Origin of the sequence: Mycobacterium sp. IS-2888 (genome assembly GCF_001954215.1) — a bacterium.
Classification (GTDB): Bacteria; Actinomycetota; Actinomycetes; order Mycobacteriales; family Mycobacteriaceae; genus Mycobacterium.
The window spans coordinates 107,028-124,167 of the sequence record NZ_MBET01000099.1 but is presented as its reverse complement, the minus strand read 5'-3'; the positions used below and the strand labels follow the sequence as shown (position 1 = coordinate 124,167).

Annotated in this window: 18 protein-coding genes; 1 reads left to right on the top strand and 17 read right to left on the bottom strand. The window is 66.0% G+C overall.

The window, feature by feature from the left end; genetic code table 11:
* The first annotated feature begins 18 nt into the window (after positions 1-18).
* On the top strand, positions 19-600 hold the full coding sequence (locus A5745_RS19415) for a cob(I)yrinic acid a,c-diamide adenosyltransferase (RefSeq protein WP_076118326.1): 582 nt from the start codon (positions 19-21) through the stop codon (positions 598-600).
* A 34-nt stretch (positions 601-634) separates the two neighbouring features.
* On the opposite strand, the gene A5745_RS19410 is transcribed toward A5745_RS19415, so the two are convergent.
* From A5745_RS19410 to rho, 17 genes are all read right to left on the bottom strand, one after another.
* Entirely contained in the window at positions 635-1,078 is a 444-nt protein-coding gene (locus A5745_RS19410) for a DUF2550 domain-containing protein (protein WP_076060297.1), read from the bottom strand.
* 6 nt (positions 1,079-1,084) lie between these two features.
* Positions 1,085-1,450, bottom strand: coding sequence for a F0F1 ATP synthase subunit epsilon (locus A5745_RS19405; RefSeq protein WP_076060295.1), 366 nt, complete (start codon positions 1,448-1,450; stop codon positions 1,085-1,087).
* A 24-nt stretch (positions 1,451-1,474) separates the two neighbouring features.
* Positions 1,475-2,941, bottom strand: a complete 1,467-nt coding sequence (atpD, locus tag A5745_RS19400; protein ID WP_076060294.1) for a F0F1 ATP synthase subunit beta — start codon at positions 2,939-2,941, stop codon at positions 1,475-1,477.
* A gap of 20 nt (positions 2,942-2,961) precedes the next feature.
* On the bottom strand, positions 2,962-3,879 hold the full coding sequence (locus A5745_RS19395) for a F0F1 ATP synthase subunit gamma (protein ID WP_076060292.1): 918 nt from the start codon (positions 3,877-3,879) through the stop codon (positions 2,962-2,964).
* Between the two features lie 6 nt (positions 3,880-3,885).
* On the bottom strand, positions 3,886-5,601 hold the full coding sequence (atpA, locus tag A5745_RS19390) for a F0F1 ATP synthase subunit alpha (protein ID WP_076118180.1): 1,716 nt from the start codon (positions 5,599-5,601) through the stop codon (positions 3,886-3,888).
* A 55-nt stretch (positions 5,602-5,656) separates the two neighbouring features.
* Positions 5,657-6,997, bottom strand: coding sequence for a F0F1 ATP synthase subunit B/delta (locus tag A5745_RS19385; protein WP_076118178.1), 1,341 nt, complete (start codon positions 6,995-6,997; stop codon positions 5,657-5,659).
* 6 nt (positions 6,998-7,003) lie between these two features.
* Positions 7,004-7,522, bottom strand: coding sequence for a F0F1 ATP synthase subunit B (locus A5745_RS19380; RefSeq protein ID WP_076060287.1), 519 nt, complete (start codon positions 7,520-7,522; stop codon positions 7,004-7,006).
* Positions 7,523-7,542: 20 nt separating this feature from the next.
* Positions 7,543-7,788 carry a F0F1 ATP synthase subunit C gene (locus tag A5745_RS19375; RefSeq protein ID WP_066928722.1) on the bottom strand — a complete coding sequence of 82 codons (246 nt, stop codon included), beginning with the start codon at positions 7,786-7,788 and terminating at the stop codon, positions 7,543-7,545.
* A gap of 47 nt (positions 7,789-7,835) precedes the next feature.
* Positions 7,836-8,591, bottom strand: coding sequence for a F0F1 ATP synthase subunit A (atpB, locus tag A5745_RS19370; RefSeq protein ID WP_076060285.1), 756 nt, complete (start codon positions 8,589-8,591; stop codon positions 7,836-7,838).
* Entirely contained in the window at positions 8,584-9,045 is a 462-nt protein-coding gene (locus tag A5745_RS19365) for an ATP synthase subunit I (protein WP_076060283.1), read from the bottom strand. The genes atpB and A5745_RS19365 overlap by 8 nt, the downstream gene beginning before the upstream one ends.
* Positions 9,046-9,273: 228 nt before the next feature.
* Positions 9,274-10,491 (bottom strand): glycosyltransferase family 4 protein, encoded by a 1,218-nt coding sequence (locus A5745_RS19360; RefSeq protein WP_139329702.1) that lies wholly within the window; start codon positions 10,489-10,491, stop codon positions 9,274-9,276.
* A 24-nt stretch (positions 10,492-10,515) separates the two neighbouring features.
* Positions 10,516-11,169, bottom strand: a complete 654-nt coding sequence (locus A5745_RS19355) for an L-threonylcarbamoyladenylate synthase (RefSeq protein ID WP_076060282.1) — start codon at positions 11,167-11,169, stop codon at positions 10,516-10,518.
* A complete protein-coding gene (gene prmC, locus A5745_RS19350) occupies positions 11,162-12,010 on the bottom strand; it encodes a peptide chain release factor N(5)-glutamine methyltransferase (protein WP_076060280.1) in 849 nt (282 codons plus the stop codon). Before prmC ends, A5745_RS19355 begins: the two co-directional genes overlap by 8 nt.
* A complete protein-coding gene (gene prfA, locus A5745_RS19345) occupies positions 12,007-13,080 on the bottom strand; it encodes a peptide chain release factor 1 (protein ID WP_076060278.1) in 1,074 nt (357 codons plus the stop codon). Before prfA ends, prmC begins: the two co-directional genes overlap by 4 nt.
* 75 nt (positions 13,081-13,155) lie before the next feature.
* On the bottom strand, positions 13,156-13,407 hold the full coding sequence (rpmE, locus tag A5745_RS19340; RefSeq protein ID WP_076060276.1) for a 50S ribosomal protein L31: 252 nt from the start codon (positions 13,405-13,407) through the stop codon (positions 13,156-13,158).
* A gap of 154 nt (positions 13,408-13,561) precedes the next feature.
* Positions 13,562-15,136, bottom strand: coding sequence for a fatty-acid--CoA ligase FadD1 (gene fadD1 / locus A5745_RS19335; RefSeq protein ID WP_076118176.1), 1,575 nt, complete (start codon positions 15,134-15,136; stop codon positions 13,562-13,564).
* Between the two features lie 24 nt (positions 15,137-15,160).
* Positions 15,161-17,017 (bottom strand): transcription termination factor Rho, encoded by a 1,857-nt coding sequence (gene rho / locus A5745_RS19330; protein ID WP_076118174.1) that lies wholly within the window; start codon positions 17,015-17,017, stop codon positions 15,161-15,163.
* Between the last annotated feature and the right edge of the window lie 123 nt (positions 17,018-17,140).

Sequence of the window (17,140 nt, the reverse complement as noted above, 5' to 3'; positions counted from 1 at the left end):
AGCCGGTACCGTTTTGTCATGGCAATACACCTGACCCGGATCTATACGCGAACCGGCGACGACGGGACCACTGGATTGAGCGACTTCTCGCGGGTCTCGAAAAACGACCCCCGGCTGGTGGCGTACGCCGACTGCGACGAGGCCAACTCGGCGATCGGCGTGGCGATCGCCCTGGGTCAGCCGGACAACGAAATCGCGGACGTCTTGCGCCAGATCCAGAACGACCTGTTCGACGCCGGCGCCGACCTGTCTACCCCCGTCGTGGAAACTCCCGAATACCCCCCGCTGCGCGTAACCCAGGCCTACGTGGACCGGCTCGAACGGTGGTGCGACACATACAACGAGCCGTTGCCGGCCTTGAATTCCTTTGTGCTACCGGGTGGTTCGGCGTTGTCGGCGCTGCTGCACGTCGCTCGCACGGTGGTACGGCGGGCCGAGCGGTCGGCGTGGGCCGCGGTCGATTCCCACCCGGAGGGCGTCAACGTGCTGCCGGCGAAATACCTCAACCGGCTCTCGGATCTGCTTTTCATTCTGTCGCGGGTGGCCAACCCCGAGGGAGATGTGCTCTGGAAACCCGGCGGCGGCGCGCCCGGAGGCTGAGGCGAGCGGCCAAATCGGCTCGGCCGCCGGGGTTTCAGACGCTGCGACGACGCGCGCGCGGCGACGGGCGGGACTCCAGCCACGACAAGAACGCGGTCAACGCGCCCTGATCCAGGGCGAGCTCATAACCGGACCTGCGGTCCTGCGTGGTGTCGCGCAGTTCTAGGACGACGATCTCGTCGGTCATGATGTCGAACTCGTCGCCACGCGGCGCACGCCGGGCCACGATCTCCACACCGCGCCGGCTGAGCCGACGATCGGGCCACAAACGCAGGCTGGACAACCGGTAGAACGCGGCCTCGCCGCCGCGGTAGCGGATCACGCCGTGCCGCCAGCCGTGACCACCCACCGCGGGGATGTCTCGCATGATTCCCGCCGTGCCGCCCTGGCGCAGCTTCCACAGCCGATAACTCAACGCAACGACGGCCGCCGCTAACAGGACGACGAGCACGACCATGCCGACCATGGGCGCGCTCATCGGCGGTCAGTCGATCGCGCCGACGGCGCGCAGTCTGGCGCGGCCCCTCGCGGCGATGCGGGGATCGTCGGACTCCGAATCTTCCTTCGCGGCGGCCTCGTCGATCTCCGACTCGAACTCCGCTGATTCGGCGAGAACGGTGACGGTCTCCTCGGTTACCGAGAGGAACCCACCGTCCACCGCGATGCGCAGATCGTCTTCGCCTTCCCGTTCGACGCGCACCATGGCGTCGTCGACCAGTTGCGCCACCAGCGGGATGTGGCGGGGCAGGATGCCGATTTCGCCGACGGTGGTGCGGGTGAACAGGAACGTCGCCTCGCCCGACCAGATCTTTCGGTCGACGGCGACGATCTCAACATTCAATTCCGCCATGCCACAACGCCTTTCGATTCAGCCTCAGGAATCCAGCTTGGCGCCGAAGCTTTCGGCTTTCTTGGCCAAGTCGTCGAGCCCACCGATCAGGAAGAAGGCCTGCTCGGGTATGTGGTCGAAGTCGCCCTTGGTCAGCTTGTCGAATGCCTCGATGGTCTCCTTGACCGGCACCGTCGAACCCGGCTGACCGGTGAACTGTTCGGCCGCCATCATGTTCTGCGAGAGGAACCGCTCGATGCGCCGGGCGCGCTGCACCAGCTGCTTGTCCTCTTCGGACAACTCATCGATACCGAGGATGGCAATGATGTCCTGAAGGTCCTTGTAGCGCTGCAGGATTCGGATGACTTCCTGCGCCACGCGGTAGTGCTCGTCACCGACGACACCCGGGTCGAGGATGGTCGAGCTCGACGCCAGCGGGTCGACGGCGGGGAAGATGCCTTTGGAGAACACCGAACGCGAGAGCTCCGTGGTGGCGTCCAGGTGTGCGAACGTCGTCGCCGGCGCCGGGTCGGTGTAGTCGTCGGCGGGCACGTACACCGCTTGCATCGACGTAATCGAGCGGCCTCGCGTCGAGGTGATGCGCTCCTGCAGCTCGCCCATCTCGTCGGCCAGCGTGGGCTGGTATCCCACCGCCGAAGGCATACGACCGAGCAGGGTCGACACCTCGGATCCCGCCTGGGTGAACCGGAAGATGTTGTCGATGAACAGCAGAACGTCCTGGCCCGCCTCGTCGCGGAACCACTCGGCCATTGTCAACGCCGACAGTGCGACCCGCATACGGGTGCCGGGCGGCTCGTCCATCTGACCGAACACCAGGGCGGTGTCCTTGAGCACGTCGGCTTCCTTGAGCTCGACCCACAGGTCGTTGCCCTCGCGGGTGCGCTCCCCCACCCCGGCGAAAACCGAAGTCCCACCGAAGTTTCGGGCAATACGGTTGATCATCTCCTGGATGAGCACCGTCTTGCCGACGCCGGCGCCGCCGAACAGCGCGATCTTGCCACCACGCACGTAGGGGGTGAGCAGATCGACGACCTTCAGGCCCGTCTCGAGCATCTCGGTGCGGGGCTCGAGCTCTTCGAACGCCGGGGGTTTGCGGTGAATCGACCAGTGGTCGAACTCTTCTCCGTACCCCGGCTTGTCGAGGCAGTACCCGAGGGCGTTGAAGACATGGCCCTTGACCCCCTCGCCGACCGGCACCGAGATCGAGTTGCCGCTGTCGGTTACCTCGACGCCGCGCACGAGGCCGTCGGTGGGCTGCAACGAGATGGTGCGCACCAGGTTGTCGCCCAGGTGCTGCGCAACCTCGAGCGTGAGGGTCTTCTTGAGCTCCTCGAAGGTGATGTCGGCGTTCAGCGCGTTGAACAGGTCCGGGACGGAGCCGCGCGGGAACTCGACGTCGACGACGGGCCCGGTGACCCGTACCACGCGGCCGTTGGTGTCGGAGTTCCCGGACTTCCCGCCGTCTTTGGTCTTCTCGTCAGTGGCAGTCATGTTTCTTCTTCCTCGTGGTGCTACTTAGCGTCGGCGAGCGCGTTTGCGCCACCGACGATTTCGCTGATCTCCTGGGTGATCTGGGCCTGCCGCTCGCGGTTCGCCATCAGCGTCAGATCCTTGATCAAATCGTCTGCGTTGTCGGTGGCCGACTTCATCGCACGTTGGCGGGAAGCCAGCTCCGATGCCGCGGCTTCCAACAGCGCCGCGTACACACGGGTGGTCAGGTACCGCGGCAGCAACGCTTCGAACAGCGTCGTCGCATCGGGCTCAAACGAATACAGGGTGTGCAGTTCGGGTTCTTCCTCGACGTACTCCACCACCAGCGGAGCGATCCGGTGGGCCACCGCCGTCTGCGACATCATCGACTTGAACTCCGAGTAGACGATGTGCAGTTCGTCAACCCCCTGGTCGCCCTGGTCGTCCGCCGACTCGTCGTCGCCCGCGCCCTTCATGAAGGTATCGACCAAAGTGGACCCGATCTCCGCGGCGTTTTCGTACTTGGGTTGCTCGGAGAATCCCGTCCACGAGTCGGTGATGTCCCAGTTGCGGAATTTGAAGTAGTTCAGCGCCTTACGGCCCACCGTGTACAGAACCGGCGTCTTTCCTTCCTCCCGTAGCAGGGAGAACAGCTCCTCGGAGCGACGGAAGACGCTGGAGTTGTACGCGCCACACAAACCGCGGTCGGAGGACACCACCAGGACGCCCGCCCGCTTCGGCTCCGCGCGCTCGACCAGCAAGGGGTGATCCAGGGCGGCCTCGGCGGACAGGGTGGTGAGCGTCGAGGTGATCTGGAATGCGTACGGCCGCGCGGAGTCCAGGCGGGTCTGCGCCTTGCCGATGCGCGATGTCGCGATCATCTCCTGAGCCTTGGTGATCTTTTTGATCGACCCCGCCGACCGAATGCGGCCGCGTAATTCGCGAAGTGTGGCAGCCATCGTTAGCTACTTCTTGTCCTTGCCGGAGTCCTTCTTGGAATCCTTCTTGGAGTCCTTCTTGGAGTCCTTGGATTCCTTCTGGTCCTTGGGCTTCTCCTTTTTGACTTGCACCGACTCCTTTTCCAGCTCCTCCTCTTCCATCGGCTCGACGTGCTCGTCGGGCACCACGGACGAGCCGTCGCTGGCCGCGAAGCCCTTCTTGAAATGCTTGATGATCTCGGTGAGCTGGTTCTCGCCCTCTTCGGAGAGCTTCTGGCTGTCGCGGATCCCGGCCAGGAACTTCTCCTCGGAGGCCCGCATGTGGTCCAGCAGCTCGGTTTCGAAGCGCCTGACGTCTTCGACGGGCACGGAGTCCAGGTGGCCGCCGGTGCCCAGGAAGATCGAGACCACCTGCTCCTCGACCGGCATGGGCTGGTACTGCCGTTGCTTGAGCAGCTCGACCAGCCGTTCGCCGCGATCCAGCTGTGCCTTGGACGTGGCGTCCAAGTCGGACGCGAAGGCCGCGAACGATTCCAGCTCGCGGTACTGCGACAGGTCGAGACGCAGCGAGCCCGCGACCTCTTTCATGGCCTTGATCTGTGCCGCGCCACCGACGCGGGACACCGAGACGCCGACGTTGATGGCGGGCCGGACGCCCTGGTTGAACAGGTCGGACTCGAGGAAGCACTGCCCATCGGTGATCGAGATGACGTTGGTGGGGATGTAGGCCGAGATGTCGTTGGCCTTCGTCTCGATGATCGGCAGCCCGGTCAGCGAGCCGCCGCCCAGGTCATCGGAAAGCTTCGCGCAACGCTCCAGCAGCCGCGAGTGCAGGTAGAACACGTCGCCCGGGTAGGCCTCGCGGCCCGGCGGGCGGCGCAGCAGCAAGGAGATCGCGCGGTACGCCTCGGCCTGCTTGCTCAGATCGTCGAAGACGATCAGCACATGCTTGCCGTCATACATCCAGTGCTGGGCGATTGCCGAACCGGTATAGGGCGCAAGCCATTTGAAGCCGGCGGAGTCTGACGCGGGCGCCGCGACGATGGTGGTGTAGTCCATCGCGCCGCCCTCTTCCAGCGCGCGGCGGACCGCCGCGATGGTGGTGCCCTTCTGACCGATAGCGACGTATACGCAACGCACCTGCTTGCGCTCGTCGCCCGACTCCCAGTTCTGCCGCTGGTTGAGGATGGTGTCGATGCAGACCGCGGTCTTGCCGGTCTTGCGGTCGCCGATGATCAGCTGACGCTGGCCGCGGCCGATCGGGGTCATCGCGTCGATGGCCTTGATCCCGGTCTGCAGCGGCTCTTTCACGCCTTGACGCTGCACCACCGACGGCGCCTGGATTTCCAGCGCGCGCCGCACGTCGGTGTCGATGTCGCCGCGCCCGTCGATCGGTTGGCCCAGCGGGTTGACGACCCGGCCCAGGAACGCGTCGCCGACCGGGACCGACAACACTTCGCCGGTGCGCTTTACCTGTTGGCCTTCTTCGATTTTCTCGAACTCGCCCAGGATCACCGCGCCGACGCTGTGCTCGTCGAGGTTCAGCGCGACACCGAGCACCCCGCCCGGGAACTCGAGCAGCTCCTGGGTCATGACCGACGGCAAACCTTCGACGTGCGCGATGCCGTCCCCGGCGTCGACGACGGTACCGACTTCCTCACGGGAGGTGTCGGAGGTGAAGGAGCCTACGTACTCCTCGACCGCGCTTTGGATGTCGTCAGCCGAGATTGTCAACTCTGCCATGGCTTTTCGTTCTTCCTACTTGATCGTCGTTCGCGTGGGATGTGGTTCGGGTGCTTTAGTCGGGTAACTGGGCTTTGGCCGCGGCCAGACGGGACGCGAGCGTACCGTCGATCACCTCGTCGGCCACGGCGATGAGCAGTCCACCCAGCAGTTCGGCGTCGATCTGGAGATGCACCGTGACCGGATGACCGTAGATGCGGCTGAGCACTTCGGTGAGGCGAGTGCGCTGGGCGTCGCTGAGTTCGGCCGCGGCACTGACTTGCGCGACGATTTCGCCGCGCCGCGCCACCGCCACTTCGGCCAGGAGCTTCATGGCCTCCTCGGCCGGCTGGCCCCTCAGCAGCTCGACGGTCTGGGTGAGCAACGCCCTCGCGATCGGGGTGACCCTGCCGCTTGCGCTGTCAAGCACCTTGCGCAGCAACGCAACCCGTCCCTCGGCGGGGGCGGCGTAGTCGCCCAACAGGATGCCGAGCCGGGGCTGTGCCTCGAGGATGCGGGAAAACCGGAACAGTTGGTCTTCCACGTCATCGACCCGATCCTCGCGCTCGGCGACTTCCAGCAGCGCTTGCCGTGACACGTGCTCGATGGCATCGACCAGATCGGAGTTGGCGGACCAATGCTCCGAGACGGCCAACCGCAGCACGTCGAGCGTGGCGTCACCGACCTTGCCGGATACCAGCCGCTCGATCAGCCGGACGCGGGGGCCCGCGTCCTCGGCAGGCACGGTGAGATAGCGGGTGACAACGATTTCGCGGTCGAGCATTTGGGCTACCGACACCAGCTCGGCCGAGAGCGTGGTGAGCCCCTTGTTGTCCAGGTCCTTGGCCAGGTCGTTGAACCGCTCCGACAGGTCGCCCAGCGCCAGCCGACTGGCCGAGCGCATCTTCTTCAGCAGCGGGTACGCGACCTCGGCCGATGCGGGCGCCATCTCGTCGAGCTCGTCGAGAAATCGGTCGACCGTCGCCGCCTGCTGGTCCGCATCGGCGACATAGGTGCGCACCAATTCGCCTGCCTGGCGCACGGATTCGTGGCCGAGCTCCAGGCGAAGCTGACGGGTGAGCTGGGTCCGCATGAGCTCGATCTGGCTGGCGCCCTGCGCCTTGATGCGTTCGGCCTCGACATCGGCCTGGGCCTGCAATTGCTCGGCGATGCGTACCGCGTCCGTCTTGGCCTCTTCGACGACCCGCTGCGCCTCTTCCTTGGCGGCTTCCACGGCCTTGCTGTGTGCCTCGGTCGACTCGGTCAACCGGGTGGCGGCCGCGGCCGAGTCCTCCAGCTGTTGGCGCACCGCGCTCTGCCGGGCGGTCATCAGGTTACGCACCGGCGGCACGACGTACCGCACCACCAGGAACACGATGACCGCGAACCCGATTAATTGTCCGATGAAGGTCGACATTGATGATTACCTTGTCGCGGCCGAGGTCGTTACGTCGACGCCGAGGATCCGGCTGGCCAGGGTCGCCGACATCGTTCCGACGTTGGCGCGCAGATCCAGTTCCACTGCGTCCCTTTCCCGTTTCAATTGCTCGGAGGCAACCTGCACCGTCGACATCACCTCTTGCTCGGCACGGGCCCGCGCGTCTTCGACGACCTTGCGGCCGTCCGCGCGCGCGTCGTCGCGGAACGACGATGCCTGCACGCGGGCTTCCTTCATGGCCGCCTCGTAATCGGCCTGCGCCGCTTCGAACTGCTCGGCCGATTTCTTGTTGTCGGCAGCGGTTTTGGCGACCATGGCGTCGCGTTCGCGCAGCACCTTCAGAATCGGCGGCACCACGAAGGTGCCGATGACGGCGAGCACGATCAGGAAGATGGCCAGCACAAAGAAGAAGGTGCCGTTGGGGACGAGGAAGTTACTGCCGCCCTTGCCGCCCTCTGCTACCACCTGGCTGGCCGCCAAAACCATAGGGTTTACTTCACCCATTGCAACCCATCACAGCCGAACTACGTGACGGGGGTGGCGAAGACGAACAACGCCATGAACGCCAGGTTGATGAAGTAGGCCGCCTCAACCAGACCGACCGTGATGAAGAACGGCGTGAACAAGCGGCCCTGCGCCTCCGGTTGCCGGGCGATACCCGAAACCAGCGCGTTACCGGCGATACCGTCACCGATACCGGCTCCGATTGCGCCGCCACCCATGATGATTCCACCGCCGATGAGAGCACCGGCAGCGATAGTGGGGTCCATTCTTTCCTCCTTTATGTGGTGGCTATCTGGTAGCGGTCTACCAGGTTTCAGTCATGGTGCTCCTCGAGCTCCATGGCTTGGCTGAAGTACAAGATCGTCAGAATCGAGAAGATGAAGGCCTGGATCGCCCCGACGAACAAGTCGAACGATTTCCAGATCGCGTTGGGCGCCCACATGATGTACGGCGGGAACATCGCGATCAGGGCGACCAAGATGCCGCCGGCGAAGATGTTGCCAAAGAGTCGGAGCGACAACGAGATCGGCTTCGCCAGCTCTTCGACGACGTTGATCGGCGCCAGAAATGCCACGTGCCCCTTGAGCACCTTGATGGGGTGCCCGACGATGCCGCGGCGCCAGATTCCGGCGACGTGATAGCAAACGAACACGAAAAGAGCCAGCGCCAGAACGTAATTGATGTCCGCCGCCGCCGACTTGAGCAACTCGGTGGTGTGGCCGGATTTGTCGGTGTACTGCAGCGGCAGCACCGACAGCCAGTTGGAGATCAGGATGAACACGAAGATCGTGACCGCCAGCGGCAGCACGAACGGCGCGATGCGCATCCCGACGGCGGCCTCGATCTGGTTGCGCATCTGGATGGTGAGCGCCTCCCAGAACAACTGGACTCCGCTGGGAACGCCGCTCGACGTGATCTTGGCGCGCAGGAAGAAGGCCAGGGCGATCACGATCACCGCCGCGATCGCGGTCGACAGGACGGTGTCGGTGTTGACGGTCATTCCGAGCCAGGTCGCGGTGGTGTGCTCGCCGACCTCGATTTGGGACCCGGCCAGGATCGTCTCAGTCATCGCTGGTGCTCCCTCCTTCCGCATCCGAGCCGGTCGCCGCCGGCTCGCCGGTGCGCAGCTTCTTCCAGACCGGCAGCGCGGTCGACGCGACCAGCAGCACCTGGAACAGCGCCAGTCCGAACATCGCACCCAAGCCGTTCGGCCGGAAGACGTAGGCAATGATCAGCGCGACCACGGTGATGATCGCCAACCGTGTCGCCGAGTTGAGGGCCATCGAGCTCTTCAGTGGATGGTCTTTCGCGGTGATCGAGGCGACCGAGCGCCGCACCAGGAGTGCGTTGAGCAAACCCAACAGCAACCCGACGCCGAAGAACACGCCGAACATGAGGTGACCCGACAATCCGGCGGCCAGGATCGCCAGCGCGGTGATCCCGGCGCTGATCACAAACAGCCGAACCGGACGGAAAGCAACAGAGGGAAACACCAACGGCGCGTCCTGCGCTGGTGTCGTCACTGCAGCACCTCAATCCCAGGTAGTGGAGCGGAAGTCCCCCGACCGACCGATCGGTGGCCCGCCGAGCGTATCGCACGTCACACTGGAATCACCCAAGGGGTAGCTCCCTTTGTCGGTCGTGAATCGGCGCGACCGGATAAGCGTCCGGCGGGCCGGCTGGCCGGCAACCCTCGAGGCTTCAATTCGGGGTTCTACCAGCACCGTATCATACGGCGACCGAAACTACTACTATCTGTCGTAGTCCTCGTCTTCGTAGTCGTCGCGGCGGCGCAGGAGCGGGATCGCCGTCGCCACCCCGGCCACCACGATGGCCCCCAGCATCACCGCGCCGGTATCGCGGGGGTTGAAAAATATCGTGCTCGCGGCGCCGAACGCGACGATGCCGACCCATAGATAGATGAGCAGGACCACCCGGCGATGCGAATGACCGATCTGCAGCAACCGATGGTGCAGGTGCATCTTGTCGGGGCTGAACGCGCTGCGCCCGGCGCGGGTCCGGCGCACGATCGCCAGCAGCAGATCGAGCATCGGAAAGAACATGACCGCCACCACCAGCAGGAAGGGTGACAGCAGAGCAAACACATCGCGAGCACCGTAGGCGTTCTGCGAGATGGGTCCGGCGGCCGTCGTGGATGCCGCGGCGAGCATCAAACCGATCAGCATCGAGCCGGAGTCGCCCATGAAGATCTTGGCCCGGTGGAAGTTGTGCGGCAGAAAGCCCAGACAGGCCCCCGCCAGCACCACCGAAATCACCGCGGGCGGGTAGAACAGCACGTCACCGCCGTGGTCGCGGAGCAGACCTACCGAGAACATGCATATCGCCATCGCCATGATGAGACCCACCCCGGCGGCCAGCCCGTCGAGCCCGTCCACGAAGTTCATCGCGTTGACGACCGACACGGTCAGCGCCAGGGTGAGCAGGATCGACGAGGCCTGGTCAAGGACCACCGTGCCGACACCGCCCAACGGGATATAGATGACACTCCATGCGACGCCCATGGTGACCAGCACGCTCGCCGCGGTGATCTGGCCGGCGAACTTGGTCAGCGCATCCAGGCCCCAGCGGTCGTCGATCAGGCCGATGCCCATGATCACCGCGCCGGCCACCAGCACCGCGGGCATTCCGGTGGAATAGACGAATCCGCGGGTCAGCGCGGGAAGCTGCGACGCCAGGAAGACGGCGCTGACAACGCCGACAAACATGGCTAGCCCGCCCATCCGCGGGGTCGGGGTCACGTGCACATCGCGTTCCCGCGGATAGGCGACCGCTCCCAATCGGGTGGCCAGTACCCGCACCGGTCCGGTGGCGAAGTAGGTGATGATGGCCGCGGTCAGCCCGACGAGGGCAAGCTCGCGCAGCGGGACACCGGCGCCGCGATCGGACAGGGCGAACAAGCCACCGGCAAGGCTGGCTAGGTCGCTGGACACGTCGAGACCGTACTGCACCAACCTGAGATCCACCGCGCCGAGCTAGGCGATGAGGCTTCCCGGGTCCGTCCCGAGCACTTCGGCGATCCGTTCGGCGCTGACCGGCCCCGCCCGCAGGATGCGCGGCGCGGCTCCGGTCAGGTCGACGATCGTGGACGCGGCCTGTTGCTCGGATGGGCCCGCGTCGAGATAGACGTCGACGAGGTCGCCGAGTTGGTTGCGCGCTTCGTCGGCGTTCACCGCCGGCGAGCGGCCGGAGACGTTGGCGCTGGAAACCGCCATCGGTCCGACCTCACGCAACAGCTCGATGGCGACGGGGTGCAGCGGCATTCGCAGCATCACGGTTCCGCGGGCATCGCCGAGATCCCACTGCAGCGACGGTGCTTGTGTCACTACCAAACTCAGTGCGCCCGGCCAGAATGCGCGGATCAGTTCGCGGGCGCCGTCGGGCATCGTGTAGACCAGCCCCTCGATCGTGTGCCAGGAGCCGACCAGCACCCCCACCGGCATGTCGCGGCCGCGGCCCTTCGCCGAGAGCAGCGCGGCCACGGCGGTGCCGTCGAACGCGTCGGCACCGATGCCGTACACGGTGTCCGTCGGCATGACGACCAGCCGGCCGCCCTTCAACGCCCCCGCCGCCGAGGAGATTCCCAGCGAACGCTGGTCGGGGTCGGCACAGTCGAATACCTCAGCCACGGATCCCCCTTCTGCGCGCCGTCACAAACCTTGGCCTGCCGGTCAGATCATGCCGCGCCTGGACGTCATCGAAAAGCCCTGTGCTCTCCACCAATTCGACGGTCCGCGACGACGTGGTGTCATCGTGCTCGACGGCGAACAGACCACCGACGCCCAGCCAGCGCCCGGCGAGGCGCACCACGGCGGCGATCACCGTCATGCCGTCCGGCCCGCCGAACACCGCGTGCGGCGGATCATGTTGGGCCACTTCGGGTTCCAGGACGACGCTGTCGGGAACGTAGGGCGGGTTCGCGACGAGTAGGTCAACCCGCCCGTCCAACTCGGGAAGCAGGCCCGATGCGGTGACATCGGCACGGACGAGTTCGACTTCGGTGCCCTCGATGTTGTGGCGGGCGTAGTCGAGCGCGGCCTCGTCGTCGTCGATACCGATGACCCGGGCGGCGGGACGGTGCCGGGCCAGCGCCACGGCCAATGCGCCGGATCCGGTGCACACATCGACGATCAGCGGTCGGGCGGCCAGTGGCTGCGCGGAGGCCCACGCGAACAGCGACTCCGTCTCCGGGCGCGGTATGAAGACGCCGGGGCCGACGTGCAGCAGCACCGGGCCAAACGCCGCCGTCCCGATGAGATGCTGCAGCGGAACCCGCCGCGAGCGCGCGGCGACGGCGTCGGCGTAACGCGGGAGAAATTCGTCGTCGATGGACTCGACCAGGCTCAGCCGACCGCGATCGGTGCCCGCGAGATGCGCGGCCAATTCCTCCGCGTCGAAACGCGCAGAGTCGATCCCCGCTTCGGCCAGTTGCGCCGCAGCAGAGTCGATTGCGCGCCGCAGGACTGTCATGCCTGTTGCAACCGCGACTGCTTGTCGGCGGCGCTCAGCGCGTCGAACAACGCGTCCAGGTCGCCGTCGAGCACCTGGTCGAGATTGTGTGACTTGTAACCGATTCGGTGATCCGTGATCCGGTTCTCCGGGAAGTTGTAGGTGCGAATTCGTTCGCTGCGGTCTACCGTGCGGATCTGGCTCGCGCGGTCCGCCGACGCGTCGGCCAGCGCCTGCTCCTCGGCGATCGCCTGCAGGCGCGCCGCCAGCACCTGCAACGCGCGGGTTTTGTTCTGCAGCTGGGAGCGTTCGTTTTGACAGGTGACGACGATCCCGGTGGGCAGGTGCGTGATTCGCACCGCGGAGTCGGTGGTGTTGACGCCCTGCCCGCCCTTGCCGGACGAGCGGTACACGTCGATGCGCAGATCCGACTCGTCGATCTGCACCTCGCCGACCTCCTCGGGCTCCGGATAGACCAGCACGCCCGCCGCCGAAGTGTGCACGCGGCCTTGGGATTCCGTCACCGGGACGCGCTGCACCCGGTGCACGCCGCCCTCGAATTTCATTCGCGACCAGACGCCGTCGGCCGTGTCGCCCTTGCTGGAAATAGCCAGCGTCGCGTCTTTGTAGCCGCCGAGGTCCGACGTGGTTTCGTCCAGGACAGTCACGTTCCAGCCGTGCCGCTCGGCGTAGCGGATGTACATCCTGGCCAGGTCGGCGGCGAACAGTGCCGATTCTTCGCCGCCCTCACCGGATTTGACTTCCAGCACGATGTCGTCGGCGTCATGCGGGTCGCGCGGCGCCAGCATGTCGGTGAGTTGGGTATCCAGTTCAGCGACCCGGGATTCCAGTTCGGTGACCTCGTCGGCGAACGACTCGTCGTCGGCGGCCAGTTCGCGGGCGGTCTCCAGATCACCGCGGGCCGCCACCAGCTTGTTATAAGTGGCGATGATCGGGGCCAGCCGGGCGAACCGGCGTCCGGCTTTGCGCGCCTCGTCGGGATTGCTGTGCAGCTCGGGATCGGCCAGCCGCTGCTCGAGGGCGGCATGCTCGGCGAGCAGCACGTCGATCGTCTGCACCGGCTGCGTCATGTCACCTCCTCCCGCAAACGCAAACCGACGCCCGGCCTGTGCGAAATCAGCACAGTTCGGGCGTCGGTGAGCCAGCTATTTGTCGGCCTGCTCCGGCGCGGCCGCCTCCGCGGCGCCGCCCTTGCGCTTGCCGTAGCGCTTTTCGAAACGCGCCACCCGGCCGCCGCTGTCCAGGATCTTCTGCTTGCCGGTGTAGAACGGGTGGCATTGCGAGCAGACCTCGACGACGATGTGGCCGCCGGGCTTGGTGCTACGGGTGGTGAAGGTATTGCCGCACCCGCAGTGGACCGTGGTCTCCTCGTACGCGGGGTGAATGTCAGCTTTCATGTGTCCTCTTTGATCGTTGGCCGCCCGGACCGGGCGCGAACTCCATTGACCTGATCTGGTCCTTTGGGGTAGTCGACCGTCGATTATGCCAGGTCAACCTACATCAGCCCAAACGCCGAGCAGGGCGCCGGCATTCCCGGGGACGCCGGCGGCATCAGGCCGGGTTGTAGACGCCGGTTTTTCCGATACGCGTCCACAGCACACCGCCGTCGGGCTTGGTGCCGCGGGCGGCCAGCTCCCGCTTGATGATCTTGTTGGTCGCCGTGGTGGGCAGTCGGTCGGTGAGCCACACATGCCGCGGCCACGCCTTGGGGGATAGATCGGGCTGTTCGGCCAGGAACCGGCCGAACTCCTCGGGCGTCAGGGCGACGCCGTCGCGCAACACGATCGCCGCCATGACCTGGTCGCCGACCTGTTCGTCGGGTACCGCATAGACCGCCGCGTGGCTCACCGATGTCAACCTTTGCAGGATCCGCTCGATGGGCGCCGTGGTCATGTTCTCCCCGTCGACGCGCAACCAGTCACCGCTGCGTCCGGCGAAGTAGATCCAGCCGTCGGCGTCCCGGTAGGCGAGATCGCCCGACCAGAACATGCCGTTTCGAAGTCGGCTGTCGGTGGCCTGCGGGTCGTTGTAGTAGCCGGCGAACAATCCCGCGCCGGTGGTGTTGACCAGCTCCCCTATCGCCTCGTCGGCGTTGGTGAGCGCGCCGTCGTCGCCGAAAGTCGCGACCGGACACTCGGCCAGGGTGTCCGGGTTGTAGATGGCGACACCGGGAAAACCCCGGCCCAACGACCCGGGCGGGCAGCCGTCCTCGCGAGTGATGATGATGGCGCCCTCGGTGGAGCCGAAGCCGTCCCACACCGTGCAGTCGAAGCGACGGCTGAACTCGGCGATGTCGCGATCGCTCGCCTCGTTGCCGACCGCGACCCGCAGCGGGTTGTCGCGGTCGTCGGGCCGCTCGGGCGTGGCGAGCACAAAGGCCAGTGGTTTGCCGACGTAGTTCATGAAGGTGGCCCCGTAGCGGCGCAGGTCGGCCAGCAGCCGGGATGCCGAGAAGGTGGCGGGAACCATCGCCGCTCCGGCGCCCGCCGCCACGCTCCACCCGGTGAATAGGGCGTTGGCGTGAAACAGCGGCATCGCCATGTAGCAGACATCGGACGCGTCCAGCCCGAACCGCGCGATCAGCGTAGCGCCGGCGAACAGCACGGTGAGATGGGTGACCTGCACCGCCTTCGGGTCGCCGCTGGTGCCCGAGGTGAACATCATCATGAACGTGTCGGTAGCGCTGACCTCGCGATAGGGAGTCAGCGGCCCGGCCTCGTCGAGCAGCGCCCGCCAGGCCTCACCGGACACGTCGAACACCCGCACACCGGGCAGCTCGAGACCGTCCAGCATTGCCTTGTGCGCCGGATCGGTGAGCAGGATCTGGCAGTCCGCGTGCACGATGTCCCTGGCCAGGGCGGCGCCACGGCGGGTGTCATTGATCCCGCAGAGCACGTACCCGCCCAATGCCGCCGCCGCCATGGCGGTGAGCATCTCGGGGGTATTACCCAGGAGCGTGCCGACGTGCAGCGGGCGGTCCGGATCGGCGACGCGGATCAGGGCCGCGGCGGTGGCGGCCGCATCGGAAAGATGCTGGCGCCAGGTCCAGACCCGCTCGCCGTATTTCAGCGCCGGGGTGTCCTGGTCCAGGCGTTCGCGAAGCAGCTGCTGAAGCGTTTCCGCCACGGCCGGCCTCGCGCGAGCTGCCCGCTAGTCGGTATCCATGGATCCAGGCGTCGTCTTGGACACCTGAACCAGGAACTCGTAGTTGGTCTTCGTCTTGCGCAGCTGCGACATCAGCAAATCGATGGCCTGGTGGGAATCCAGCCCCGACAGCACGCGGCGAAGCTTGTGCACAATGCCGAACTCGTCGGGCGAGAGCAACAGCTCGTCCTTTCGGGTGCCCGACGGGTTCACGTCGACCGCGGGGAAGACACGGCGTTCGGAGATCTTGCGGTCCAGCTTGAGCTCGGCGTTACCGGTGCCCTTGAACTCCTCGAAGATGACCGTGTCACCGGTGGACCCCGTCTCGACCATCGCGGTGGCGATGATGGTCAGCGACCCGCCTTCCTCGATGTTGCGCGCGGCGCCCAGGAAACGCTTGGGCGGATACAGCGCGGTGGAGTCGACACCACCGGACAGGATGCGGCCCGACGCGGGCGATGCGTTGTTGTAAGCGCGCCCCAGGCGGGTGATCGAGTCCAGCAGCACGACGACGTCCTTGCCCTGCTCGACGAGCCGCTTGGCACGCTCGATCGCCAGCTCGGCGACCGAGGTGTGGTCCGAAGGCGGCCGGTCGAACGTCGACGCGATGACCTCGCCCTTGACCGAGCGCTGCATGTCGGTGACCTCCTCCGGCCGCTCGTCGACGAGCACGACCATGAGGTGGCATTCCGGGTTGTTCTTGGTGATCGCGTTGGCGATGTCCTGCAGGATCGTCGTCTTACCGGCCTTGGGCGGCGACACGATCAGCGCGCGCTGCCCCTTGCCGATCGGCATGATCAGGTCGATGACGCGGGTGGTGAGCCGATCCGGGGTGGTTTCCAGACGCAGCCGCTGGTTGGGGTACAACGGCGTCAGCTTGGAGAAATCGGGCCGCTTCTTGGCGTCTTCGACGGATCCGCCGTTGATGGTGTCGAGGCGGACCAGCGGGTTGAACTTCTGGCGCTGGTTGGGCTGCTCGCCTTCGCGGGGCACCCGAACCGCGCCTGTCACCGCGTCGCCGCGGCGCAGGCCGTTCTTGCGGACCATGTTCATGGAGACGTAGACGTCGTGCGGACCGGCGAGGTAGCCGGAGGTGCGGACGAACGCGTAATTGTCGAGGACGTCAAGGATGCCGGCCACCGGCTGAACGACGTCGTCCTCGCGCAGTTCGGCGTCGGCGCCGTCGCCACCTCGTTCACCGCGGCGCCGGCGGTCGCGCTCGCGGAACCGGCGTCCCCGCCGGCCCTGACGTCCCTCGCCGTCGTCGTCTTGCTGGTTCGAGCCGCCGCGATTCTGCTGGCCGCCCGAGGCTTGCTGGTCGCCGCCGGCGTCCTGCCCGCGCTCGTCGGTCTTGGTGTCCTGTCGGCCCCCTTGACGCTTGTCGGCCTCGCCAGACTTCTCGGCCTCGCCGGAGGTCTTGCTGTCACGGGCGCCCTCGCGATCCGCCTCGTCGGCGGTGCGGGTGCCCGATCCTGCGTCACGGGTCGCGGCGCGCCGTTCCCGGCGCGGGCCGTCGGTCGCCGAATCGTTCTGTTCCCCTTGGGGTTCCCCTCCGGCGACAGGCGCTTCGACAGTTGTCGTGTCGGATTTGTCGGCGGCGTCAGGAGAGGCAGTGGGGGCCGACGCACCGTTGGCCTGTCCCCTGATTTCCTGAATCGCTGCAATTAGTTCGTTTTTGCGCATGCCTGACGTCCCCTTGACGCCGGCACGGTTAGCCAGCGCGCGCAGCTCGGGTAGCACCATGGTGGACAGGGAGCCAACCGGGGCTTCGCTTTTGGCGTCTGGCGTGTCTGTGTTCACGGGATTCGACGGCTGACTGCCATCGGTACTTTCGCTCGCCGTGAACAGGTCCGTATCGGTCACGGATTTCCTTTCTTCCCCCGTTGATCACGTGATATGGGGGTTCGTTGCATTCAGCCAAATTGCCGAGTGCGACCAATCATCGACTCTGCAACGGTGATCGCCTTGATCGGCGGAGTAAGCGGC